The 23,959-nt window shown below is 37.8% G+C and carries 23 protein-coding genes; 20 read left to right on the plus strand and 3 right to left on the minus strand.

Translation table 11 applies throughout. The features are described from left to right. Positions 1 to 83: 83 nt before the first annotated feature. The 10 genes from I5677_RS00735 (at position 84) to wecB (ending at position 13,211) form a co-directional block, all read left to right on the plus strand. Complete coding sequence (locus tag I5677_RS00735) at positions 84 to 779, plus strand: acyltransferase (RefSeq protein ID WP_197659642.1); 696 nt, start codon at positions 84 to 86, stop codon at positions 777 to 779. A gap of 9 nt (positions 780 to 788) precedes the next feature. After that, positions 789 to 1,784 (plus strand): acyltransferase family protein, encoded by a 996-nt coding sequence (locus I5677_RS00740; protein ID WP_197659643.1) that lies wholly within the window; start codon positions 789 to 791, stop codon positions 1,782 to 1,784. 55 nt (positions 1,785 to 1,839) lie between these two features. After that, on the plus strand, positions 1,840 to 3,036 hold the full coding sequence (locus I5677_RS00745; protein WP_197659644.1) for a glycosyltransferase: 1,197 nt from the start codon (positions 1,840 to 1,842) through the stop codon (positions 3,034 to 3,036). Beyond that, positions 3,033 to 4,139, plus strand: a complete 1,107-nt coding sequence (locus tag I5677_RS00750; RefSeq protein ID WP_197659645.1) for a glycosyltransferase family 4 protein — start codon at positions 3,033 to 3,035, stop codon at positions 4,137 to 4,139. Before I5677_RS00745 ends, I5677_RS00750 begins: the two co-directional genes overlap by 4 nt. Continuing rightward, a complete protein-coding gene (locus I5677_RS00755) occupies positions 4,136 to 5,407 on the plus strand; it encodes a glycosyltransferase (protein WP_197659646.1) in 1,272 nt (423 codons plus the stop codon). The genes I5677_RS00750 and I5677_RS00755 overlap by 4 nt, the downstream gene beginning before the upstream one ends. A 1-nt stretch (position 5,408) precedes the next feature. Then, positions 5,409 to 6,662, plus strand: a complete 1,254-nt coding sequence (locus I5677_RS00760) for a hypothetical protein (RefSeq protein ID WP_197659647.1) — start codon at positions 5,409 to 5,411, stop codon at positions 6,660 to 6,662. A 99-nt stretch (positions 6,663 to 6,761) separates the two neighbouring features. Further along, entirely contained in the window at positions 6,762 to 9,557 is a 2,796-nt protein-coding gene (locus tag I5677_RS00765; protein ID WP_197659648.1) for a glycoside hydrolase family 88 protein, read from the plus strand. A 236-nt stretch (positions 9,558 to 9,793) separates the two neighbouring features. Next, on the plus strand, positions 9,794 to 10,816 hold the full coding sequence (locus I5677_RS00770; protein ID WP_197659649.1) for a polysaccharide biosynthesis protein: 1,023 nt from the start codon (positions 9,794 to 9,796) through the stop codon (positions 10,814 to 10,816). Positions 10,817 to 10,860: 44 nt separating this feature from the next. Then, entirely contained in the window at positions 10,861 to 12,003 is a 1,143-nt protein-coding gene (locus I5677_RS00775) for a capsular polysaccharide biosynthesis protein CapF (RefSeq protein ID WP_243456451.1), read from the plus strand. An 80-nt stretch (positions 12,004 to 12,083) separates the two neighbouring features. Then, positions 12,084 to 13,211 (plus strand): non-hydrolyzing UDP-N-acetylglucosamine 2-epimerase, encoded by a 1,128-nt coding sequence (gene wecB, locus I5677_RS00780; protein WP_197659650.1) that lies wholly within the window; start codon positions 12,084 to 12,086, stop codon positions 13,209 to 13,211. 163 nt (positions 13,212 to 13,374) lie between these two features. Here wecB and I5677_RS00785 read toward each other — a convergent pair whose 3' ends face one another. Further along, complete coding sequence (locus I5677_RS00785) at positions 13,375 to 13,686, minus strand: hypothetical protein (protein WP_197659651.1); 312 nt, start codon at positions 13,684 to 13,686, stop codon at positions 13,375 to 13,377. Positions 13,687 to 14,100: 414 nt separating this feature from the next. Between I5677_RS00785 and I5677_RS00790 the strand changes: the two genes are divergently transcribed. The 10 genes from I5677_RS00790 to abc-f all read left to right on the plus strand — a co-directional run bounded on the left by I5677_RS00790 (position 14,101) and on the right by abc-f (position 22,379). Beyond that, entirely contained in the window at positions 14,101 to 14,466 is a 366-nt protein-coding gene (locus I5677_RS00790) for a NifB/NifX family molybdenum-iron cluster-binding protein (protein WP_197659652.1), read from the plus strand. A gap of 16 nt (positions 14,467 to 14,482) precedes the next feature. Beyond that, on the plus strand, positions 14,483 to 15,304 hold the full coding sequence (locus tag I5677_RS00795; RefSeq protein WP_197659653.1) for a P-loop NTPase: 822 nt from the start codon (positions 14,483 to 14,485) through the stop codon (positions 15,302 to 15,304). Beyond that, the gene (locus I5677_RS00800; protein WP_197659654.1) at positions 15,304 to 16,188 is read left to right on the plus strand and encodes an ATP-binding protein; all 885 of its coding nucleotides are present in this window, start codon (positions 15,304 to 15,306) and stop codon (positions 16,186 to 16,188) included. The genes I5677_RS00795 and I5677_RS00800 overlap by 1 nt, the downstream gene beginning before the upstream one ends. Before the next feature lie 153 nt (positions 16,189 to 16,341). Next, positions 16,342 to 16,695, plus strand: a complete 354-nt coding sequence (locus I5677_RS00805; protein ID WP_197659655.1) for a NifB/NifX family molybdenum-iron cluster-binding protein — start codon at positions 16,342 to 16,344, stop codon at positions 16,693 to 16,695. 148 nt (positions 16,696 to 16,843) lie between these two features. Continuing rightward, positions 16,844 to 17,284: a DUF134 domain-containing protein gene (locus tag I5677_RS00810; protein WP_197659656.1), complete on the plus strand. Its 441-nt coding sequence runs from the start codon at positions 16,844 to 16,846 to the stop codon at positions 17,282 to 17,284. Beyond that, positions 17,226 to 18,125, plus strand: coding sequence for an MBL fold metallo-hydrolase (locus tag I5677_RS00815; RefSeq protein WP_197659657.1), 900 nt, complete (start codon positions 17,226 to 17,228; stop codon positions 18,123 to 18,125). The genes I5677_RS00810 and I5677_RS00815 overlap by 59 nt, the downstream gene beginning before the upstream one ends. Positions 18,126 to 18,478: 353 nt before the next feature. Beyond that, positions 18,479 to 18,718 carry a DUF5320 domain-containing protein gene (locus I5677_RS00820; RefSeq protein WP_197659658.1) on the plus strand — a complete coding sequence of 80 codons (240 nt, stop codon included), beginning with the start codon at positions 18,479 to 18,481 and terminating at the stop codon, positions 18,716 to 18,718. A gap of 20 nt (positions 18,719 to 18,738) precedes the next feature. Beyond that, positions 18,739 to 19,059, plus strand: coding sequence for a DUF5320 domain-containing protein (locus tag I5677_RS00825; protein ID WP_197659659.1), 321 nt, complete (start codon positions 18,739 to 18,741; stop codon positions 19,057 to 19,059). A 170-nt stretch (positions 19,060 to 19,229) separates the two neighbouring features. Continuing rightward, positions 19,230 to 20,015 carry a helix-turn-helix transcriptional regulator gene (locus I5677_RS00830; RefSeq protein WP_197659660.1) on the plus strand — a complete coding sequence of 262 codons (786 nt, stop codon included), beginning with the start codon at positions 19,230 to 19,232 and terminating at the stop codon, positions 20,013 to 20,015. Between the two features lie 417 nt (positions 20,016 to 20,432). Continuing rightward, positions 20,433 to 22,379 (plus strand): ribosomal protection-like ABC-F family protein, encoded by a 1,947-nt coding sequence (gene abc-f / locus I5677_RS00835; RefSeq protein ID WP_197659661.1) that lies wholly within the window; start codon positions 20,433 to 20,435, stop codon positions 22,377 to 22,379. Between the two features lie 205 nt (positions 22,380 to 22,584). On the opposite strand, the gene I5677_RS00840 is transcribed toward abc-f, so the two are convergent. Together I5677_RS00840 and I5677_RS00845 are read right to left on the minus strand one after the other, a co-directional pair. Beyond that, positions 22,585 to 22,737: a hypothetical protein gene (locus I5677_RS00840; protein ID WP_197659662.1), complete on the minus strand. Its 153-nt coding sequence runs from the start codon at positions 22,735 to 22,737 to the stop codon at positions 22,585 to 22,587. A 24-nt stretch (positions 22,738 to 22,761) separates the two neighbouring features. Beyond that, positions 22,762 to 23,904 carry a sodium ion-translocating decarboxylase subunit beta gene (locus I5677_RS00845; RefSeq protein ID WP_197659663.1) on the minus strand — a complete coding sequence of 381 codons (1,143 nt, stop codon included), beginning with the start codon at positions 23,902 to 23,904 and terminating at the stop codon, positions 22,762 to 22,764. Between the last annotated feature and the right edge of the window lie 55 nt (positions 23,905 to 23,959).

The following is a 23,959-nucleotide window of genomic DNA, read 5'->3' on the forward strand; positions in this document are numbered from 1 at the left end:
TACTGAGATAATTTAAGGATAATATTAGTTTAGCAATGAATGGATATCGTTGACGATTAAACTCAATGAAGAGAAGGTATTATATGGGAATCCGAAAAGACATTCAACAACATTTTAAAAAAATTCTAAAAAAGAATAATCGATTTTCTGCCCTGGCGGGAGGCTTATATACGAATATACTTGGAAGGAACAGAATAAGAGGTAGAAGAAATAATAAAATATTATGTAGGAAAAGCTTTTTAAAAGACTGTGATATTAAAATCACTGGAAGACATAATCTGATTTGTATTAAGAGGCATTGTGTATTAAAGGAATGTCGAATACACATACATGGTAATTATAATAAAATCATTCTGGGGAATCAGGTATCTGCCAGTCGATGTAATATATATGTTGAAAACGATGAAAATCTTATCTATATTGGGGAGAAAACGCATATCAACGGTCCAACCCATCTGGCATGTATGGAAGGGTGCAATATTGTAATTGGAGAGAGATGCCTTTTTTCCTCAGAGGTAACCCTTCGGACAGGAGACAGTCACTCTATTCTAAGTTCCAAAGGTAACCGTATCAATCCGTCAAGAAGTATTAGAATCGGCTGCCATGTCTGGATTGGGAATCGGACAATTCTTACAAAAGGAGCAGAGGTTGCCACGAATTCAATCGTTGCTACCGGTGCAATTGTTACCGGTAAGTTTGTTAAGCCGGGTTGTATTATCGGTGGCATCCCGGCTAAGGTGATTAAGGAAAATGTGAATTGGGATGAAAAGAGGCTTTAATTGTTTATCATGGGGGAAGCCAAACGTTTTGATGAAAGAGCATATCTGTTTATTGTAAAGGCCTTCGCACTTTTTAGTATTGTATCTGCCCATGTAGGAACAGTACCGAAGGCTACTTTCCCCTGCAATCAGATATTTGGACTTGTGTTAGACAGTATCGGAGCCATCGGAGTGGGAGTGTTCTTTTTCATATCCGGGTATCTGTTTTATGATACAAAAAGACCGCTGCAACCCTTCTTTCGAAAGAAAGCTTATACCATTGGAATACCCTGGTTGTTCTGTGGAACCTTACTTTTTCTCTATGTTGCTCTTAGGAAAGGTGGACTTGATTTTTACCATTGGTTCCTGACAATTACTGCGTACAGTCATCTGTATTATCTATCCGTATTAATGATGCTTTACCTAATGTTTTGGAAGGGGAAGAATAATATAAGATATCTTTTTATCTTAATGGGTGTTTCCTACATTAGTATTGAATTAACAGGACTTAATTATCTTACCATCTACCCGTATATTAATCCCCTTAACTGGGCGATTTATTTTGTTATCGGATCGCTGATACGAAGATTTAAGCTGCTTTGTATGCTTTCTTCCCTATGCTTAAGATGGTTACCTGTGCTTATCTTGTTCTATATCGCCGTCTTAAGTGTCAATTTGCATCACGGGGAACCAATCTCCTATTGGATGAAAGGAGCTATACCGGTTGAGATGCTGTCAATTGGTATGGTTCTTGGTTTATCCGCCTTTTGCATGAAGAAAAAGATTGAAAAACTGTTGATTATGCTTGGGCAGATGTCATTTGCCGTTTATCTTTTGCATACGCCCTTTGCCGGTATCATAACTAATCTTTGTAATCGGTATCAGCTGTGGTATTTGACTCCTGTTCGGCCTGTTATGGTCCTATTGATTACAATCCTAGCGATTAAGGCTAGCGAATATGTATCCAAAAGAATTGGGATGAATAAGATAGTAGAGATACTAATCGGTATTCGGCAGACGAAATAGGGTTAGATATATAGACTTCTAAACCATAGAGCTGTAATACAGTTAGGAGTTCGCGTTGAGGGTTGCTTTCATAAATTCAGATCTGGGTTATGGTAGTACGGGAAGGATTGTATGTGATTTATATCAGGAAGTTATAAAAGAAGGCAATGAGGCAATGATTGGCTACGGAAGAGAGTGTACACAGGAGGGTTATCATAGCCATCGAATTGGCAGTTTGCTTTCGGTTTACAGTCATGCAATGCTCACAAGGCTGTTTGATCTACAGGGCTTTGGCTCAGTTCATGCCACAAAACGCTTTATTCGTAGACTTCGGGAGTATAATCCGGATATTTTACATCTTCATAATCTACATGGCAGCTATCTCAATATAAAGCTGTTGTTTGAATATATGAAAGAAAGTAACAAGCCCGTAATCTGGACCCTTCATGATTGCTGGGCATTTACCGGACACTGTGCTTATTATACCTATGCGCGGTGCAATAAATGGAAAACCCATTGTCATAACTGCATACAGAAGAAGGTCTATCCGGCCAGCTTCTTCTTAGATAATTCAAGTAATAATTATAAATGGAAGAAGGACTTATTCCTTGGGGTAGAGAAACTGACCATAACCACGGTATCTCATTGGTTGAAATCACAGGTAAAGCAGTCATTTCTAAAGGACATAAAAGTACGCATAATTCCGAATGGAATTGACCTAGAGCTATTTAAACCGACGGAAAGTGATTTTAGAAGTAAATATGGGTTAGAGGGTAAGATAGTCTTACTGGGGGTGGCATCCATCTGGCAAGAGCGTAAGGGATTGTGGTTATTTCAGGAACTGGCCAAGCGATTGGAGGACCCCTATAAAATTGCATTGGTTGGAGTAACTGAGAAGCAGAAGCAAAGACTTACGGATAAGATCCTAGTACTAGAGCGGACCAATCATATCAAGGATTTGGTTAAGATATACAGTGCGGCGGATGTTTTTCTGAATCCCTCGATCGAAGAAACCTTTGGTATGGTCTCCTTAGAAGCTTTGGCTTGTGGCATACCGGTGATTAGCAACCGATATAGTGCGAATCCGGAACTGGTGAAGGAAGAAGGCGGAATTGTGGTACCTAAGTTAAATTCAACCTGCTTTATAGAGGCGATAAGAGAACTTATGTTAAACCCAAGAAGCAAGGAAAATTGTAGAAACATAGCACAGCAATACGATAAAAATAAATGCTATCAGGCATATCTGGATTTATATCGGGAAGTGATGAAATGAAAGTTTTGTGGTTAACGAATGTACCCTCACCCTACCGGGTCGATTTTTTTAATGAACTGGGAAAGTACTGCCATCTTACGGTTTTGTTTGAAAAGTCGGATTCCTCAGAAAGAGAGAAGGGCTGGGTAAATCATAATTTTACTAACTTTAAAGGGGTCTTCTTAAAAGGAAAGACAATTGATGTTGATAAAGCAATCTGTCCGATAGTTGTTAAGATACTACGTAGGTATCGGTATGACTTTATAGTAGTCACAAATCTTGCAACACCCACCGGGATTATGGCAATAGAGTACATGAAGATACATAAGATACCTTATCTGTTGGAGGGGGACGGAGGATTTACCAAGAGTGGAAAAGGTATAAAGGAGCGGTATAAAAAGCATCTGGTGAAGGGGGCTTTGGCATACCTTAGTTCGTCAAAAAGTCTGGATGATTATTTCTTAACTTATGGAGCAACCCCTGAGGATATCTATCGGTATCCCTTCACCTCTGTCTTAGAGAAGGATATTATTCCATATGTTTTAAACCAAGAAGAAAAGGAGCAGATCAAAAGCAGGCTTGGTATTACGAAGAAGAAAATTGTCCTATCTATCGGTCAGTTTATACACCGTAAGGGATATGACATATTACTGAGGGCAAGCCAGAATCTGAATGCGGATACCGGGGTTTATATCATCGGTGGAAAACCCACGGAGGAATATGAAAAGCTTGTGAAAGAACTAAAACTTACCAGTGTATATTTTACCCCGTATAAATCGAAAGATGCGCTTAAGGATTATTCTCTTGTGGCAGATTTGTTTGTGCTCCCTACAAGAGAGGATGTCTGGGGACTAGTCATTAATGAGGCTATGGCGAATGGTTTACCGGTTATTACGACAGACCGATGTGTGGCTGGCTTGGAGCTGATTGAAGAAGGTAAGAATGGCTATATCGTTCAGGTAGGAGATATCGCATTATTGGAAGAACGAATGATCCAACTTCTAGAGGATAATTCTTTAAGGCTGATGATGGCAAATTTCAATCTGGAGACGATAAAGTGTTATACTATTGAAACTATGGCGAAAAGACATATGGAGATTTTTAAGGAGCTGTTGGCAGAATGAAAGTTCTCTTTTTGGGGTATGCAATCAGCATGAAAGAAGCATCGAAGCTATACGGAGCCTCCATTGCGGGAAACAAAATGCAGATTAATGTACTAAAGCAGTTATCCCGTTATGGGGATTTGGCTCTGCGGTGTATAACTATATATCCTACCGCTGCCTATCCAAAAGGCCGACTATTTATCAGGAGGAAACGAATCAGATTGTTCCGGGGTTTTTATTCAATAAGAGTTGGATTTCTCAATCTGCCGGTGATAAAACAATTCCTTGAAACCATAGTTACGTATCTGGAAGCTAGAAAAATTGTGAAGGACGAGGGGATAAAAACAATTTTTACTTTTAATTTGTTTCCTCAGGTAGGACTGCCGGCAAAATGGTTGAAAAGACGATATGGTTGTGAGTTAATCTGTCTTTTGGCAGATTTACCGATTGATGATGCTGTGGGTAGGAAGGGTATCTCCTATATTCTTAGAAAAAGCTTTGATCATCTGACCCTTAAGCTTTTTGCTTCTTATGATAAGTTCATTACATTAAATAAGCATGCGATTTCCAGGTATGCACCCGGTAAAAACTATATTGTAGTTGAGGGTGGGATAGATCCTAAGGAGGCAACAACCGAAAACGCAATAAATCACTATGCGGACATAATAAATAAAAGAGATTATCATAAAGCATCGGACATATCTTCAAGTCAACCAACGGATGAGTCATGTAACCATAAGATGAAACGTATCGTTTATTCCGGAGCCTTAACGCAGTACAGTGGAATCATCGAACTGATTGAAGCTATGAAATATATCAAAGAGAAAGAGGTCTTTCTTGATATCTATGGCGATGGACCCCTTGCAAAGGATGTAAGAGAATATACTGGAATTAATAAAAATATCAGATACCATGGAAGCATTCATTATAGTCTTATGAGACAAATTCAGAGGGAGGCGTATCTTTTGGTCAATCCAAGGCCGGTAGATCATCCGATTGCCAGGGTTACATTCCCATCAAAATTATTCGAATATATGTTAAGCGGGGTACCGGTGTTGACGACTAGATTAAACGGTCTGACAGAGGAATATCTGGATAAGCTTTTTGTTGTTCAGACAGATGATGCTATCAGTTTAGGAATGAAAATAAATCAGATCCTTATGTTACCGGAAGAAATGTTAAGAGAGAAAGCGGAGGAAGCAAGAAAATTTATATTGGAGCATAAAACTTGGGAAAAGCAGTGTGAAAGAATATATCAATTTATAATGGCAGGAGAGTATAATTCGTAATATGAACCAACAGACAGATATGAGAGAAGATAGATTTGATAAGTTTGTATTCTATGCATGTGTCATTGATTGCATGTTTTTACCCTATGTCTGGTTTATTTCCATTCCTTATACTTTGCCGCTTCTTTATCTATGGGTGATAAGAAGGTATCATAATATCGCGGTATTAAAAGAATTTAAGGTTTTTGCTGCTATGTTTTTTATCATGCTTTTCAGTACTATGCTGGGATTGATTACGGCACCACAGCATTTGTACCGTAATCTGGTCTATCTCTTATTATTTACCTCCATGTTTTTATACTATTTCTTATTCTCTTATTACCTGAGGACGAATGCCTCCTTTCAATTAAAGAAAATCCTAATTATATTTATGATTTTCGTAGTAGCCTTAGCTGTAATATATAATTTAGACAAAGCCTTATATCAGGAATTTAAATTACTTTGGAACAGACGATCCGGTATATCGATTAATGAGACCTTATACGAGGGATATGTGGGATATCGCTATGCATTTATCTGGATGGATGCGAATAATATTGCATATATGATGAATGCGCTTTTGTTATATCTATGGTGTAATGAAAAAACGAGTTTATTACTAAAGGTATGCTCTGTTTTATCTTTGTTTTTTATATTGATTTCCTGTATGAGCAGCGGAGGGTTAGTCTCCTTCATAGTAGCGATGTTCTTATATCTGCTCATAAAACTACAGGATATGTTTCAGAAGAAAAAGAGGAAGGAAAAGTTTCTCTTGCATCCGTTGGATCTGTTTTTGTATGTAGCTCTCTTATTGAGCTTAATCTTAATTCTTCCCAGAATTCCTAGGTTTATGGAGACTTCGGTAGCGTTAGAAGCTATGGAACGTTTTCGTAATAATTCCGGGGAATCCCGTTTTCTTATCTGGGAATATATCCTAGATAATGTGAATTTTTTTGAATATATTTTGTTTGGCAGGGGCGGTGTAACACTCATTAACAAGATGGAATACCCTCCTCACAATGGTCACTTTTATTGGATACTGGCTTACGGTTTTATCTCTTATCTTCAATTTATGTATCTGGTGTTTCGAAAGAGAAAAGGAACTTCCTTTCGGCGTTATGTATGGATAGTACCGATTTTCATCGGTTTTACTATTAATGTCATGCTGGGAGAGATTAAGATGATGGGAATTGTTTTATTGTTAGTGGTATGCACTGTAGTGGGAAAGAATAATAGAGCGGATGTCCCAATCACATCGAGAGATACTGAGAGCTAAGTTAATGAAAGTTATTTCTATGCAAACAATGTTACCTGATTATAAGTTCCGGAATGATATAGACACCTTTTTTAATAAGAGAATGAAAGTGATAGGAATATGGGACGAACTGAGAATGCAGTGCGCAATGTCTTCTTTGGCACTTTGGGAAATATCATAATATTAGGATTGGGTTTTGTCTTAAGGACAGTATTTATACATCGATTAGATCTGTCACTGCTTGGTGTAAACGGTTTTTTTACCAATGTTTTGTCTGTATTATCCTTAGCTGAGTTAGGTATTGGTACCGCAATCAGCTATAGTCTGTATAAACCGGTTGCTGATCAGGATTATGAAAAAATCAAATCCTTAATGTTACTTTATAAGCAGGTCTATCGTTATATTGCATTGATTGTAACTGTACTGGGTGTAAGTCTGATCCCTTTCTTAAAATATATGATGAAAGAGCCCGGAGCGATCAGTAACAATGAATTAATTCTTTACTATCTGATTTTCTTATTTACTTCAGTCAGCTCCTATTTTGTAACCTATAAATACACCCTTATGAACGCGGAGCAAAAATACTACCTTCAGATGAATATTCATGTAATAACCTTATTTGTGATAACAACGGCTCAAATTATAATCTTGATTTTATTTCGCAACTTTTTATTCTATTTACTGACCTCTGCAACCATCGGGTTGCTTCAAAAGATTTTTGTAAACCGTTATTTTCAAAGGCTTTATCCCTATCTACAGGATAAAAATAGTAAGCCTTTATCAAAAGAAGAAAAAGCACCTATAAAAAAGAATGTGATTGCCCTGATTTATCATAAAATCGGAGAAATCAGCATTAATCAGACGGATAATATTATTATTTCCTCTTTTATTAATGTTACGGCGGTAGGGCTTTTATCAAATTACAATCTGGTTATTACGTCGATGCTTACTTTAATTAATGTCGTATTTCATTCTGTTATCTCCTGTTTTGGGAACCTGATCGCTACTGAGTCAAAAGAAAAACAGTATCAGTTATTCTTGGTATACCGTTTTCTGGGCTTCTGGATCTTCGGCTTCTCTGCTATTGTACTATACCTTTTATTAACACCCTTCATAACCCTGTGGCTCGGAGAGAAATATCGTCTGGAGAACAGCGTCATAGGTTTGATTATGTTAGACTGTTATTTTAAAGGGCACCGAACCGTACTTTTAAACTTTAAGACAGCAGCAGGAGTTTTTGAAGCGGATAAATACATCGCACTGATACAGGGCATTGTAAATCTAATTATTTCAATCACCCTAATCCAAATACTAGGTCTAAAGGGAGTGTTCATCGGTACCTTAATCTCAGGCTTAATAGCGAATGTTACCAGACCATTTCTTCTATATAAAATCATTTTTAATAAAAAAGCAGGCTTGTATTTTAAGGACTCCATCCTTTATGCAATTTTGGCAGGGGCTGCTTGCTTTATATTATTAGGTTTTCAAGGAATCATCCTTGACCGTATAACGACGATTAATTTCTTGCTAATGGCAGTAATTACAGTAATGATTCCTAATGTACTATTTTATGTTTTTTTACACCGTCGTGAGGAATATCGGTACCTTTGTGGTGTCATAGTTGTGCGATATGGCCATATACTGAAAAAGTTTGGTATGGATAAGATAGGAGCCATGTTAAGTAACCTGCAAGGTTTTGTTAAGAGGAGATTGTCTCCGATACACAGAGGATTTGGATATTTAAGATATCAAATGGGTTTGATTAGGGATATATGTTACATAAAATTGGTAAAAAAGAGGACACAGGAATGTAAGGATTATGGAAAGGTTGCAATTGACAGAGAACAATTGTTATCTGTTTTTCAAGAACTACGGGATAAAGTCGACCATAGGCTGCAAGCCAGCCCCATAGAAAATCATCATCAAAACAGAGGATCTTTACTTTTTGGGAGACGACCACAATTAAACTCCAACCTATCAGATTATTTTTCTGCATCCAACGGGTTAATGGCTGTATCCATGGAACTAGCTCATAGGCTTTCAAAAGATAGAAGGGACATAAACGGTATTCTGACTTATTATACCAGATGGATCCAGTACAATGTACCAATTCAAAAGCCGGATCATGTACTGAATGGATACACATTGATCTACCTTCATCAATTGACACAGGACAGAAAATATAAATATGCCATTGATAGGATAAGAAATTTCCTTGAGCTTCAACCAAAAGACAAAAACGGAAGTTTTTATTATCGGTTTGACAGACCCCATGACATTTATATAGAAAGTATTGGGCTGGTATGTCCGTTTCTTTGCAGATACGGGAGAATATATAAGGATAATGCGGCTACCAATTTAGCGGCTAACCATATGATGAATTTTTTACGATTTGGTTTTGATGAAGCAACCCATTTGCCTTATCATGGTTTTAATCTAGAAAAAGGAATAAAATGCGGCATTATCGGATGGGGTCGGGGGATTGGCTGGTTCTTATTCGGTTTGGTTGAAAGTCTAAGTCAAATGAATACTGAGCATACAAATTACGATTTTTTGTGCAAAACATTTCACCAAATTGTTGATACAACCATAAAATATCAATTAGAGAGTGGATATTTTACCTGGCAGTTAACCGCGTCCGAAGGACCGGTTGATACCTCCTCCACCGCTATGATTTCATATGCTGTAAGAAGAGGGGTAATGCTTGGTTTGTTGGATAATACGTATTTATCTGTTTCGAATCTGGGGCTTATCGCTCTAATGAACTCCATTACGGATGGAGAGGTCACCGATTCCTTCGATGAGAGTATGGCTTTTGGTATGTACCCACAAAATTATGGGACCTATCCTAGCGCTCAGGGACCGGCAGCTGCCTTATTCGCGATAGTTCTCAAGGAACAGAGTGAGTTATCATAATAATCGGATATAAAGGTAAATTGTCAAAATATTCAGAAGTAAGGTGACTGACAAAATATTCAGATGGATTGAAAATTAGTGAATTGCTTTATGATGATATTTAGGTATTAAATTTGTATTTACGATACAGGAATAAGGTTCAGTCGAATAATTCGATGATGGCGGAGTACTTTGCTAGTCTAAGTTGAATAGAGCGATACATTAGGGATGTTTTAGTTTTAGGAAAGGGAGTTATTATGTTTGATGGGAAAACCCTCTTTATATCGGGGGGTACAGGCAGCTTTGGTAATGCAGTACTCAGACGTTTTCTAAGTACAGACATCAGAGAAATCCGGATCTTTTCAAGGGATGAGAAAAAGCAGGATGACATGCGCAGATTATATAAAACGGACAAAATAAAGTACTACATAGGAGATGTGAGGGATATACAATCGATAAAAAATGCAATCTACGGGGTAGATTATATATTTCATGCAGCAGCTTTAAAACAGGTGCCCTCCTGTGAGTTCTTCCCTCTGGAAGCGGTGAAAACCAATATTATCGGAACCGATCATATACTTACGGCAGCAATTGATGGTGGTGTGAAGAAAGTCATATGTCTGTCTACGGATAAAGCAGCCTACCCGATTAATGCCATGGGTATCTCAAAAGCTATGATGGAGAAAGTGTTTATAGCAAAATCCAAAACGGTTGATCCGAAAAGATGCGTCATATGTGGTACCCGTTATGGTAATGTTCTGGCCTCAAGAGGCTCTATCGTACCCTTATTTATCGAGCAGATTAAGGCCGGTATACCGCTTACAGTTACGAATCCGGATATGACGAGATTTTTAATGAGTCTTGAGGAGGCAGTGGAATTGGTAATGTATGCATTTGAGCAGGGCCAAGCAGGTGATATCATGGTCCAAAAATCACCGGCATCTACCATAGGGGACCTGGCTCATGCATTACTGGAATTATTTGAGGTTGATAACGAAATCAGAATTATTGGTACCAGGCACGGGGAGAAACTTTATGAAACTCTGTTAACAAAAGAAGAATATTATGTGGCGGAGGATATGGGTGATTTTTATCGTATTCCAGCAGACACCAGGGACTTAAATTATGATAAGTATTTTATAGAGGGAAATCAGAAGTTATCCAAGGACGATGAGTATAATTCAAACAATACGAAACGATTGGATATTGATCAGATTAAGACTAAGTTATTGGAACTTCAATATGTAAGAGATGAGTTAAACAGTTGGAAACAGTCATAGGTTGGCACAGGGATGCAATCTTTTGACCTTAGTACCTGTGCCGGATGCATAGTAGACCGAAGGGGATGATCTGGACGAAAAATATACTGATTACAGGAGCGAAGGGCTTTATCGGAAAAAATCTGATAATAGAGTTAAAAAACAGAGGCTTTACGGATCTTTTTGAATATGATATTGATACCGACCCGTCATTGCTGAATGATTATTGTAAAGATGCAGAATTTGTATTTCATCTGGCGGGGGTAAACAGGGCAGATACTAGAGAAGAGTTTTTACAAGGCAATTATGGGTTTACCTCTACATTGCTTGATCGGTTAAAGGAATGGAATAACACCTGCCCGGTTATGATTTCTTCCTCTATACAGGCAGTACTGGATAATGAGTATGGTAAGAGTAAAAAAGCAGGAGAGGATTTAATACTTCAATATGCGAAAGATACAGGGGCAGAGGTTTTTATCTACCGCTTTCCCAACGTGTTCGGTAAATGGTGCAAGCCGAATTATAATAGTGCAATCGCCACGTTCTGTTATAACATAGCTCGTGGGTTACCCATTACTGTGATAAATCCGGAGGTTGTTCTAAAGCTAGTCTACATTGATGATTTAGTGGAGGAACTGGTTCGGGCATTACACGGAGAGGCCAATAAAAAGGGAGATTTATGTGAAGTACCTAAGGTTTATCAAATTTCACTTAGTGAGATAACGGATCTGATTTATTCCTTTGAAAGAAGCCGCAGAGAACTCTCGATACCGGATATGTCGAATTCCTTAACAAAAAAATTATATAGTACGTTTTTAAGTTATCTTCCGGAGAAAGAGTTAAGTATTCCTTTAAAAACCAATGCAGATCATAGGGGTTCCTTTACGGAATTTATAAAAACAAAGGAACGAGGGCAGATATCCGTGAACATCATTAAGCCGGGATATATTAAAGGAAATCACTGGCATCATACAAAATGTGAGAAGTTCCTTGTGGTAAAAGGAACAGGAGTTATAAGGCTAAGAAAGATTGGTACTGAAACTATAATCAAGTATTTTGTAAACGGAGATGTCTTGGAAGTGGTTGATATCCCTGTAGGATTTGTCCATAATATCATCAATCTAGGTGAAACAGACCTAGTAATACTTATGTGGGCAAATGAATGCTTTGATCCGGATAAACCGGATACCTATTATATGGAAGTATGAAGCTATTTTTCTATATCTTATATACCACTATGTGAATTGGTAGAATAGTAACAGGACAATTCTTGATTTTAGGAGTCAGTATGAAGAAGTTGAAGGTAATGACGGTTGTAGGAACCCGTCCGGAGATTATTCGGTTATCGGCTGTTATCCAAAAGCTTGAGATAACCGAAGCAATTGAACACATCCTGGTTCATACCGGACAAAACTATGATTATGAATTAAATAAAATATTTTTTGAAGATTTACATCTGAAAAAACCGGATTATTTTTTGGATGCAGTAATGGGAACAGCGGTAGAGACAATCGGTAACATCTTAATAAAGGTTGACCGCATACTGGAAGAAGTGCAGCCGGAGGCATTTTTAGTACTCGGGGATACCAATAGCTGTCTATGTGCGATTGCAGCTAAGAAAAGACAGATTCCTATTTTTCACATGGAAGCGGGAAACCGATGCTTTGATCAAAGAGTTCCGGAAGAAACCAACCGTAAAATCATTGATCATATTTCTGATATCAATTTACCCTACAGCTCCATTGCCAGAGAGTATTTATTAAAAGAAGGATTTCCTGCTGACAGAATTATAAAAACGGGAAGTCCAATGTATGAAGTAATTAACTCCAAGAAAGAGAATATTGAGAGGTCTGATGTGTTAGATCGGTTAGAGTTAAAAAAGGGAGAGTATTTTGTGGTTTCTGCCCATAGAGAAGAAAATATTAATTCCGAAAAGAACTTTACCGACTTAATCGACAGCTTAAATACCATTGCAATGAGATATCAATATCCGATTATTATGAGTACTCATCCAAGAACCAGAAATATGATTAAGGAAAAAAATCTTTGTCTTGATGAGCTGGTGCAGTCCATGAAGCCCTTCGGATTTTATGATTATATAAAACTTCAACAAAATGCGAAAACCGTATTAAGTGATAGCGGTACAATCAGCGAGGAAGCTTCTATTCTTGGTCTGAAAGCATTGAATATTCGACAGGCTCATGAAAGACCGGAAGCTATGGAGGAAACCTCTGTTATGATGGTTGGACTTAACAAGGATAGAATATTGCAAGGACTTCAGATATTAGATCAGAAGCAGCATATTCTTAGAAGTGTTGTGGATTATACCGTACCTAATGTATCCGATAAAGTGCTTCGAATACTTTTGTCTTACACGGACTATGTGAAACGGGTGGTATGGGGTAAATTCAATTAATCAATATTATTTGTAGATAGAAATAGTATAAAAAAATGTTTTTAGGGTGGTGTATATCTATTTTACATAGTGACACCACCCTTGTTATCAAGATTATTCCTTCTAATCGCTATGTGTTACATGGTTATCCCTGTTGTGGTATTCGTATTATAGATGAAGAGGGTTAGTTACGTATCCAGAAGAATAATCTCTTTAGAAAACCAAAACCTACACCTAGGATAATACCAATCAGGATACTTAATAGGGCGTAATTTCTTGTAAAGCTTAAACAGATAAACTGTTCTAACAGCATTGGAACCTGCGTAATATCCCTAAAGAAATATAGACCTGTAATCATAATGATAAAAATTAATAAATCAAAGATTAATCCACCGGTAAAACATACCTCAACTCTTAACTGTGCAACAATGTTGTAAGCCAGAACAGCAATTAATCCGGGTACTATAAATACAAGAAAAAATATAATAAATTCCATAAAAGATACTCCTTTCAACTTAAAATTTATATCCTGCTATTATAATACTCAGCTGGGACAGAATGTGTTACAGAATATGTCGAAATAACAGATAAATAAGATTTAAACATCTGCCGAGAGGCAGATGTTTAAATTTTATAGGATTAGTGTGGATATTCAGAGTGATACAAACATAGTTTAGTGAGCAACTGTATGAAGTCGTTGGTACATAAGACCGCATGTTTTGCGGTCTTATGTACCACTATGTACTTCATCCAAGCGAGAGCGTGCCCGGGACAAATTATTTTTGTATCACGGGTTTCAATAGTATATTTAAATTGGCATTTGACAAAAACCAAATTTTGGAGTAATATCTAAATTGGCATATGCTAATAATAATCTATAAAAAAGTAGGTAGAAAAGTGAGGTAATTTTATGATCGTGGCAATCTCAGCGGTGGGAAAGAACAAAAACGATAATCTGGATGGTAGATTTGGCAGGTGTGAATGCTTTCATATCATTGACACGGAAAAATCCAATCTAAGGATAATGTCGAACAAGGGTGCAGCCTCAGGAGGAGGTGCCGGAATTGCTGCTGCAAGTCAGTTGATTGAGGAAGGAGTGGATGTAATTATAACCGGAAGTCTTGGTCCAAATGCTTATGAACTGGTAGAAAAGTCAGGAATTAAGGCGTATTCCTGTGATATGGTACCGGTACAGGAAGCTGTTAAAATGCTAGAGAAGAATCTTCTGACACCAATCAAAAAAGCGGGAGTTGCGCATCATGGTATATCCGGCTAGACAGGAGGAGTTTAAGTTGAATATAGCAGTTCTCAGTGGAAAGGGAGGAACCGGTAAAACAACTGTGTCTACGAACCTCGCTCTTGCAATGAATAGAAACTATGTTGATTGTGATGTGGAAGAGCCGAACGGCTTCCTGTTTTTAAAACCGGAAGTAACTGCCAGGCAAGTTGTTACTGTAGGAGTTCCCGACATTGATAAAGCAAAATGTACTTTATGCGGGGCGTGCGCTAAGGTATGCCGTTTTCATGCTTTGGCAAAAGCGGGAAGTGATATTGTTATTTTTGAAAAACTATGTCATGATTGCAGCGCCTGTAAGCTGGTATGCAAAGAAGATGCTTTAAGCTATCGAAGGCGAAATATAGGTATCATCGAGCAAGGGATCAGCAGAGGGATTGAATGTAGCGCCGGCATTTTAAATGTAGGGGAGCCTATGGCTGTACCTGTAATCAAAGAATTACTCAGTAAGTTGCAAAACAAGGATTATCTTATCGATTGTCCGCCGGGAACCTCCTGTAATGTAGTAAATACGTTAAAATATGCGAATGCAGCTCTGCTGGTTACAGAACCGTCGCAGTTTGGACTCCATGATCTAAAATTGGCGATTGAACTGGTGAAGCTCTATCACATTCCCTTTGGAGTAATTATTAATAAGGATGATGGGGATGAAAATTTTATAAAGGAGTATTGTAAAGAAAATCAGATTAAGTTACTGGGAGTCATACCATACAGTCAGGAGGCTGCGAAAGCTTATTCCATAGGCTGCATACTGTATGATAAACAGCCTTATACACAGATATTTGATCATATCAGCATGGTAATAAAGGAGGCGCTTTGATGGAACTGGTTATCCTAAGCGGTAAGGGAGGAACAGGCAAAACGACTGTAGTGGCAGCCTTATCGGAACTATCTGGGGGAGCCGTTAGAATTGATTGTGATGTCGATGCTCCGAATCTGTATCTGTATTATCAGGGCGATGATATCGACCAAGATAGTTTTTACGGTGGACTAAAGGCAATCATTGATGAAGGAAGATGTATTGGTTGTGGAGTCTGCGAACAGATTTGCAGATTTGACGCCATCCGGTTACCGATGATTGATGGTTTTTCCTGTGAGGGTTGCGGTGCTTGTGTTTTAGTATGTCCCCAGCATGCAATTCGGCTGGTGGATGAAAAAACAGCAGATACATTTATCACCAAAACAGATACCGGTATTATATCCAGAGCCAGAATGGAGATCGGAAGTGATGGTTCCGGTAAGTTAGTAACGTTCTTAAGAAAGAACAGTAAGCAATTTGAACCGGATAATTCCCTAACATTAATTGACGGATCACCGGGTATTGGATGCACCGTGATATCCTCTATTACAGGAGCGGATGCTGCTTTAATTGTTACAGAGCCGACGCAGTCAGGACTTTCGGATTTAAAAAGGATATTAGAACTTACAAAACATTTTGATCTTCTTACTATGGTTTGTATTAATAAATATGATATTAACGAAGAAATGTCAAAAAAAATTGAGGATTTTGTCAGAGAGGCTGATATCCCTATGGCAGGTAAAATTCCCTTTGATAAAACCGTTATGGTTGCTCTTAACCAATTAAGGCCGATCACAAAATTTAATGAAAGTCCGGCAAATAAAGCAATAGTTAGAATGTGGGACTGTATTACAAAACATTTATCAGATGAATGTGGATATATGCATAAATACCCCTCGTTATAAAAGTTTATTTTAGAAGTAAAAATTAAAAAGCCGTAACTATGCTATTTTAATGTAAAAATATTATCGAATTTATATTATGAAAAATTAGAAAAGATATGACTTAACAAAACATACGCTATTTTTTATAAAATATTAAAAATGGAGGAATATGAAATGAAAATTGCAATTGCTAGTGATGGAGTGATGGTAAGCGGACATTTTGGTCATTGTGAGGGGTTTACGGTCTATGAAGTTGTAAAAGATAAAATCACCGATAAGGTGTTTGCGAAAAATCCCGGTCACAGACCCGGTTTTTTACCGGTGTTTTTACATGAGTTAGGCGTAAAGGTAATCATAGCAGGAGGTATGGGAGAAACGGCTCAGCAGTTGTTTTATGAGAATGGGATCGAGGTTTACACCGGTGCTAGGGGAAACTGTGATGCGGTTGCCAATCATTTTATAACGGGGCAATTAAAATCTACCGGCAGTGTGTGCCGGGAACATGCCCATGAGGGAAATTGTGGTTAAAACCTTGCATAGCCTCTTTATTTACGAACGATGTAGTGCTATGATTAGATTAAAAGGATTATTATAAGCACCGTTAAGTAAATAAATGAAAGGCTGAATATGTGGGTGAAAATCATATGATGGCCTTAGTAAATGCTAGGAGGAAGCTATGCCAAGACCAACAAAATTTCGTAGAGTTGAATTTTTTCCAAAGGATACCTATTTTGCACCCTCAGGAAGGCCAAGATGCGAACTGGAGGAAATCACTCTTAAGGTAGAAGAGCTGGAGGCTATGAGGTTAAAGGATATCGAGGAGCTTAATCAGGAGGAATGTGCAGAAAGGATGCAGGTATCTAGGCAGACCTTCCAAAATATAATTGATGCGGCCAGAAAAAAAGTAGCCATTGCTTTAAGCGAAGGAAAAGCAATTCATATCAGTGGTGGCAACTATACAACCGGCCAATGCAGATTTAAGTGCTATGATTGCGATTCTCTTTATGAGATAAATTATGCACAGGATAAGGAAGTCTGTCCTAAGTGCCAATCTACAAATGTCAGATGTAGTAAAAAATCAGAATTCTGTAACAAATGGTGCAAAGGCAAAAGGTAGGATTATGAAGTTAACTATAACGACATTAATAGAAAATCATTCGGACGAGGAGAGGCATTTGGCCAGTGAGCATGGGCTATCTCTCTTTATTGAAGTTGACGATTATAAAATATTGTTTGATACCGGACAAAGCGGAGCATTTCTTGCAAATGCCGACAAACTCAATATAGATCTGTCCACAGTACAGGATGTCGTCATAAGTCACGGGCATTATGATCATAGCGGAGGGTTTGAATCGTTGATAAATGCAGTTGGTATGGTTCCTAAGCTGATTGTTGGTGAAGGATTTTTTATACCAAAGTATAAAAAGTTAAGTGACGATCAATACAAATTTAACGGAAACTTATTTGACGCCGAATATATAAAGAAGAAACAAATTCCGCTTCGTATTGTGACAGAAGACATCACTTATCTTAGAGATGAAATTTTTCTGTTTAAGAATTTTGAGCAAAGAACCGGATTTGAACAGCTTAATCCCAACTTTTATAAGGAGCATAACGGTCGATATCTACAAGATGATTTTATGGATGAGCTTGTGTTGGGTATCATAACGGATAAAGGTTTGGTCTTAATTGTTGGGTGTTCTCATGTCGGCATTATCAATATTCTTAAGACAATTAAAAAAAGAATACACCTACCTATTTTTGCAGTAATTGGAGGTACCCATCTTGTGGATGCGGATGAAGAAAGAATTCGTCATACCATTGATAGTTTTAAAGAGATGGATATTCGACTTGTGGCTGTATCCCATTGTACGGGAGAGGAAGGAAGTAAAACAATACAAAAGGAGCTAAAGGATTGCTATATATTTAATCATACCGGTAACCGAATTATTATCTGACAGGTGTCTGCCCTTCAAATTAGGAGGGCAGATTTTTTGGTTATTAAGGTTAGGGTGTCAAAAGATTATTGAATTCGTGATACAAACATAGTTTACTCCGGCACGCTCTCGCTTGGATGAAGTACGTAGTGGTACATAAGACCGCAAAACACGCGGTCTAAGTACCAAAGACTTCATACAGTTGTTCACTAAACTACGTTTGCATCACTCAGAATAAAGCTTTTGACACCCTAACTTTTTATAAGAAAAATTGTCACCAGTTATTGACATATGCCAATAACTGGTTTAATATAATAATGAGCATATGCCAATAATAACATTAAATCTTCATATCAATTTTGGAGGTGATTATTATGCCACGAGGAGATGGAAGCGGCCCAATCGGACTTGGAGCTATGACCGGACGGAGTGCCGGCTTTTGCGCAGGCTTTCAAGTGCCTGGTTATCGAAATCCATTTCCGATAAGAGGGCAAAGAAACGCCGGAAGGAGCCATGGCTTAAGCAGACATATTTGTAGAGCAAGTCTTATTCCGGGCAGTATTTACTTGTTGTATCGGCTATTAGAATACAGGAGAAGACAAAGACAGAAATAATCGGGAAGGAGGTGATTACTATGCCAAGAGGAGATGGAAGCGGTCCGATTGGACTTGGAGCTAAGACTGGACGGGGTGCCGGTTTTTGTTCCGGTTATACAACACCGGGGTACGCTAACTTTGTTGGAAGACCGATCTATGGTTATGGAAGGGGTAATCGAAGATTTCATTATCCAACAGGGATATACGGACAGAGACATTTTAGACATCCGGATTATGATGAAAGGTATACGTCGGATTATGATGAAAAAGAGTTTCTGACCAGACAGGCGAAATATCTGGAAGAACAGCTTCGTTTTGTGAGGAAAAACCTTTCAAAATACGAAGAAGATGACAAATAAGCTTAATAACAGTTATATATGAATTATTTATGATAAATTAACTTTTTTGCCTATCACAATTAGATAGAGGTTATTTTTATGAGGGTTGCAACTGTTGGTTGACAAATTGCAAGGTTCAGTTTATTGTCTTAATATACCGATTTTGCTATATTGTGGGTAGGAGGTGGCATATGAAATTTTCTGATAAGCTAATTCAAATAAGAAGAGAAAAAGGTTATTCACAGGAACAGCTGGCAGACCTGTTAAATGTATCCCGTCAATCAGTCAGTAAGTGGGAAGCGGGACAGTCCACACCGGAGCTGAATAAACTGATTTCAATAGCCGACATATTTAACGTCACAATCGACAATCTCGTTCGTGAGGAGCTGGAGGTACGCCCTCAAAATCACACACTGGATCAAAATACCCAAACACAGGATACAACAGCATCATCAGCCTGTTCTTCATCTCGTATGGTTCCGTGTTATTGGTTTTATGAATATAAGAGTAAAACGACAATATTCGGCATTCCCTTAGTTCATATTAAAAATGGTTACGGTATGCAGGTGGCAAAAGGAATCATAGCAATTGGATATATAGCAATAGGAGTCGTAAGTATCGGCGGTATTGCCCTGGGGGGATTATGCTTAGGAGGTTTAGGCTTAGGTCTTATTGCTTTGGGCGGATTTGCACTTGGTGGTTTTAGTTTCGGAGGATTATCCTTAGGAATTATTGCAACAGGAGGTATAGCGGTTGGGATATATTCTATCGGAGGAATTGCCTTAGCGTCACAGGTTGCAGTCGGAGGATTAGCATTTGGGGAAACTGCAGTTGGGGCTGATCCCAGCGGGGAACATGTTTTGAAAGTCACCGATGCAGTATCAAGCTCTGAAATACAGAACTTTATTCTGGAACATAATCCAAGAATTTGGAGGCCTTTACTTAAATTGCTTTCTGTATTAAGCAAAATCAGATAATGGGCTTGACATTAGACATAATTTAACATAAGATAATATAAGAATTCTATGAAAGGGAAAAGAATTGATGAACAATACACTTAGATGGATTAAATTTGAAGCTATTATGATCGCAAATTCTGCAATTAACGGGATAAGTGCGCCCAAATTTAATAGCTTTCATCTTAACCATATAAGTTTATTGGAGATTTTTTGATAAATAGATAGTAAGAATTTAGATTATTTATAAAATCCCAAGGCTTATTGGCTTTGGGTTTTTTTGTGTTCATAAAAAGGGGTAAGGATTATCGATAGCTAATAAATCTTAATATGATAAGCGTTCTTTAAGGTTGTAGAAGAGCTTTTCTTAAAGAACTTGTAGAAATGATCTATGTGATACAGAAAGATAGTAGAGTGAAAGAGAGGATAATAAATAAAATGATAGAATTAAGTGTTCACAATTTAAAAAAATATTACGGAGCAAATCAAATATTTGAAAATATATCTTTTGATATAAAAACGGGAGAGAGGGTTGGATTTATCGGACAGAACGGATGTGGTAAAACTACAGTGATGAAAATCTTGATGGGTCTGGAAGACTATCAGGAGGGTGATATCAACATCCGAAAGGATGCAAAGCTTGGTTACCTGAACCAAATACCGGATTATGAGGAAGCTATGCTAACAATAGAAGTACTGCAGACCGCATTTGGTCATGTATATCAAATGAAAAAAGAGATGAAAAAACTTGAGGAGCAGTTCTTAAAGCTGGAGGGGGAGGCTCTTAATAAGGCACTCCAACAATATGGCAGAGTAACTGAACAGTATGAATTATCCGGGGGTTATGACTTAGAAACTAATATCAATAAGATATGTGAGGGCCTTAATATCAATGAAACAATGAAGGGAATGCCTTTTTATCTGCTAAGCGGAGGAGAAAAGACAAGAGTAATCCTAGCAAAAATACTGCTTGAGGAACCGGATATACTGCTGCTTGACGAACCGAGTAACCACCTGGATCTGGTTTCCATAGAATGGCTGGAGAGTTTTTTGCGAGATTATAAAGGAGCAGTACTGGTAATATCCCATGACAGATACTTTTTGGATGCGGTGGTAAGTAAGATTATCGAATTGGACTATGACCATGCAGATGTCTATCCTGGTAATTACAGTTATTATGTAGTGGAAAAGGAAAGAAGGTTTTTGGTTGATTATAAGCATTATCAAAATGAACAGAGAAAGATAGATCGAATTGAAAAACAGATACAAAGATATCGAATCTGGGGGGATTCAAGGGATAGTGAAGTGATGTATAAGAGGGCGAAGGAACTGGAGAAGAGGTTGGAAAAGATCGATACTCCAAAAAAACCGATCTTAAATAAACGAAAAATACGTTTGAATCAAAATACAACCCAAAGAACTGGTAAAATTGTTCTGGAAGCCTTGGGGCTTAAGAAAAGCTTTGACCAGAAAGAGATTTTAAAAGAGGTTGATATCACATTATTCTATCAGGATAGTGCCTGTATTATTGGTAAAAACGGAAGCGGAAAGTCAACCCTGCTAAAGGCATTACTGGGGGAACTTAAAGCAGATCATGGTAACGTAAGATTTGGTTCCGGGGTAATCGTAGGTTATCTGCCACAACAGGTGGAATATGAGGATGAGGATTTGACTGTATTGGAATACTTCTCAAGGCTTCATAATATATCCAACGGTGAAGCCAGATCCCAGCTGGCCAAAGTGTTGTTTATGAAAGAGGATGTAAATAAGAAAATAAGATTCCTTTCCGGTGGAGAAAAGAGCAGATTAAAGCTTTGTTCCTTAACCTTTGAAGGAGTTAATTTTCTTATTCTGGATGAACCGACAAATCATTTGGATATTGATTCGAGAGAGGTGTTAGAGGAAACCTTATCAGAGTTTGACGGAACCTTACTGTTCGTATCCCATGACCGTTATTTTATTAATAAAGTCGCGGATAAAATGGTAACTCTTGAGGATGGAAGTATCATAGTTTATCATGGTGACTATACCTATTATCAGGAGGAGTATCAAAAAGCTTTGGTACGAACAACAGAAGGTGCATCAGATAATTTATCTGAGAATAGGAATACAATGATAAAACCGGATAGCAAAGATTTGTCTGATAGACCAACATCTGATCGACATAATCGTATTAATGTTCAACATAATAAAGATAATAGCAAAAAGAAGCTGGAGCAACTGGAAATTGAGATTGAAGAGCAGGAGGAGAAGATAAAGGCTTTAGAGGAATTAATGAATCTATACAGCTATGATGGGGATCGACTGAATGAAATCTATAAAGATAAGGAACAATTAGATCATAAGCTTTTCGGCTTATACCGGGAATGGGAAGAACTGCAGTGAAATGATATAGATTAATAAAATCAAGAACCGTATCATGCTATACGGATAATATAGCAATGACTCCTAAATATTGGTGTTTAATTAGTGTTTTAATGTTAATTTGACAGACTATGTGGGTCTTAAATACGCATACAACAAGGGGGTACTTAACGATGAGTATTTGTGGTATCGCTTTTGTAACCCCTTGTTGTACTTGTATTATATATTATTCCTGTATAGAATCAGTTTTGTTTTTCTTACCTCCGGAAAACTTAGCAAGCAGCATTACAATGGAAGTAAGGATTAAGATAACAACGAATATTCTTAACATACCATTTCCCATGATATAGAGTGAATCCCAAAAAACTTGTTCGTTCATATAAAACTCCTTTCTTAGCTTTTCTTATTTTAAGAGTTCGATTACCAGGTTGATGATAACACCACCGGCTACTACGGAACCGATCTGACCGGATACGTTAGCACTGATGGCATGCATCAGAAGGTGGTTAGAGGGATCTTCTTTCAGTCCCATCTTTTGAACAACACGGGCTGACATTGGAAATGCAGAGATACCGGCAGCACCTACCATAGGATTAATTTTATTTTTTGGAATAAACAGGTTCATTAACTTGGCAAATAATACACCGCCAATAGTATCCATAACAAAGGCCACCAGACCCAAGCCCATGATGATTAGGGTTTCAATTCTGACAAAGCCTTCTGCCTGCATACTGAAGGAGATGGTAATACCTAGCAGTAAGGTAATGAGGTTGGCAAGGATATTCTGTGCTGTTTCGGATAATGTATTTAAAACACCACATTCACGAATTAAATTACCAAACATTAAAAAGCCTACTAAGGATACGGACGCCGGAGCAACCAGACCGGCTATAAAGGTTACGATAATTGGAAATACTATTCTGGTAGTCTTGGTTACGGATTTGGGATTGTATTCCATGCGAATCAAACGTTCTTTTTTTGTGGTTACCAGCTTGATTGCAAAGGGTTGTACAATGGGGACCAAAGCCATATAGGAATAAGCTGCAACGGCGATCGCACCGATATATTCCGACTTTAACAGCTTGGACACAAGAATGGAAGTAGGACCGTCAGCTGCACCGATAATACCGATGGAAGCAGCATCATTTAAATCAAATCCTAAAATTGCTGCTACGGTAATTGTAAAGAAGATACCAAATTGTGCTGCCGCTCCGAATAAAAACATCTTGGGATTGGATAACAGCGGACCGAAATCTATCATGGCACCGATACCTACGAAAAGTAGAATAGGTAAGGCCTCTGAGGCTTCAATACCGGTTTCAAATAACCATTCTATAATACCATGGGTTTCTTCTGTTCCAAATAGGGTTTGATTTAATACACCGGATGCAGGCAGGTTAACTAATATCGCACCAAAGCCCATGGGAAGCAGAAGACCAGGTTCAAATCCTTTCGCAATCGCTAAATAAATCAGTAAAATACCTACAGCATACATAATCCACTGCTGCCAGGTTATTGCCAATATTCCTGACAATAAAAAATCCATATGAAAAATCCTCCTTAGCATGTTTATCATTTTTATTGTATACCACATTGAAATG

It is taken from the genome of Mobilitalea sibirica (assembly GCF_015999265.1).
Lineage (GTDB): Bacteria > Bacillota > Clostridia > Lachnospirales > Lachnospiraceae > Mobilitalea > Mobilitalea sibirica.

Coding starts and splice junctions, on each gene's coding strand:
- I5677_RS00735 (WP_197659642.1), top strand. CDS start 84: ATGGGAATCCGAAAAGACATTCAACAACATTTTAAAAAAATTCTAAAA.
- I5677_RS00740 (WP_197659643.1), top strand. CDS start 789: ATGGGGGAAGCCAAACGTTTTGATGAAAGAGCATATCTGTTTATTGTA.
- I5677_RS00750 (WP_197659645.1), top strand. CDS start 3,033: ATGAAAGTTTTGTGGTTAACGAATGTACCCTCACCCTACCGGGTCGAT.
- I5677_RS00755 (WP_197659646.1), top strand. CDS start 4,136: ATGAAAGTTCTCTTTTTGGGGTATGCAATCAGCATGAAAGAAGCATCG.
- I5677_RS00760 (WP_197659647.1), top strand. CDS start 5,409: ATGAACCAACAGACAGATATGAGAGAAGATAGATTTGATAAGTTTGTA.
- I5677_RS00765 (WP_197659648.1), top strand. CDS start 6,762: ATGGGACGAACTGAGAATGCAGTGCGCAATGTCTTCTTTGGCACTTTG.
- I5677_RS00770 (WP_197659649.1), top strand. CDS start 9,794: ATGTTTGATGGGAAAACCCTCTTTATATCGGGGGGTACAGGCAGCTTT.
- I5677_RS00775 (WP_243456451.1), top strand. CDS start 10,861: ATGCATAGTAGACCGAAGGGGATGATCTGGACGAAAAATATACTGATT.
- wecB (WP_197659650.1), top strand. CDS start 12,084: ATGAAGAAGTTGAAGGTAATGACGGTTGTAGGAACCCGTCCGGAGATT.
- I5677_RS00785 (WP_197659651.1), bottom strand. CDS start 13,686: ATGGAATTTATTATATTTTTTCTTGTATTTATAGTACCCGGATTAATT.
- I5677_RS00790 (WP_197659652.1), top strand. CDS start 14,101: ATGATCGTGGCAATCTCAGCGGTGGGAAAGAACAAAAACGATAATCTG.
- I5677_RS00800 (WP_197659654.1), top strand. CDS start 15,304: ATGGAACTGGTTATCCTAAGCGGTAAGGGAGGAACAGGCAAAACGACT.
- I5677_RS00805 (WP_197659655.1), top strand. CDS start 16,342: ATGAAAATTGCAATTGCTAGTGATGGAGTGATGGTAAGCGGACATTTT.
- I5677_RS00810 (WP_197659656.1), top strand. CDS start 16,844: ATGCCAAGACCAACAAAATTTCGTAGAGTTGAATTTTTTCCAAAGGAT.
- I5677_RS00815 (WP_197659657.1), top strand. CDS start 17,226: ATGTCAGATGTAGTAAAAAATCAGAATTCTGTAACAAATGGTGCAAAG.
- I5677_RS00820 (WP_197659658.1), top strand. CDS start 18,479: ATGCCACGAGGAGATGGAAGCGGCCCAATCGGACTTGGAGCTATGACC.
- I5677_RS00825 (WP_197659659.1), top strand. CDS start 18,739: ATGCCAAGAGGAGATGGAAGCGGTCCGATTGGACTTGGAGCTAAGACT.
- I5677_RS00830 (WP_197659660.1), top strand. CDS start 19,230: ATGAAATTTTCTGATAAGCTAATTCAAATAAGAAGAGAAAAAGGTTAT.
- abc-f (WP_197659661.1), top strand. CDS start 20,433: ATGATAGAATTAAGTGTTCACAATTTAAAAAAATATTACGGAGCAAAT.
- I5677_RS00840 (WP_197659662.1), bottom strand. CDS start 22,737: ATGAACGAACAAGTTTTTTGGGATTCACTCTATATCATGGGAAATGGT.
- I5677_RS00845 (WP_197659663.1), bottom strand. CDS start 23,904: ATGGATTTTTTATTGTCAGGAATATTGGCAATAACCTGGCAGCAGTGG.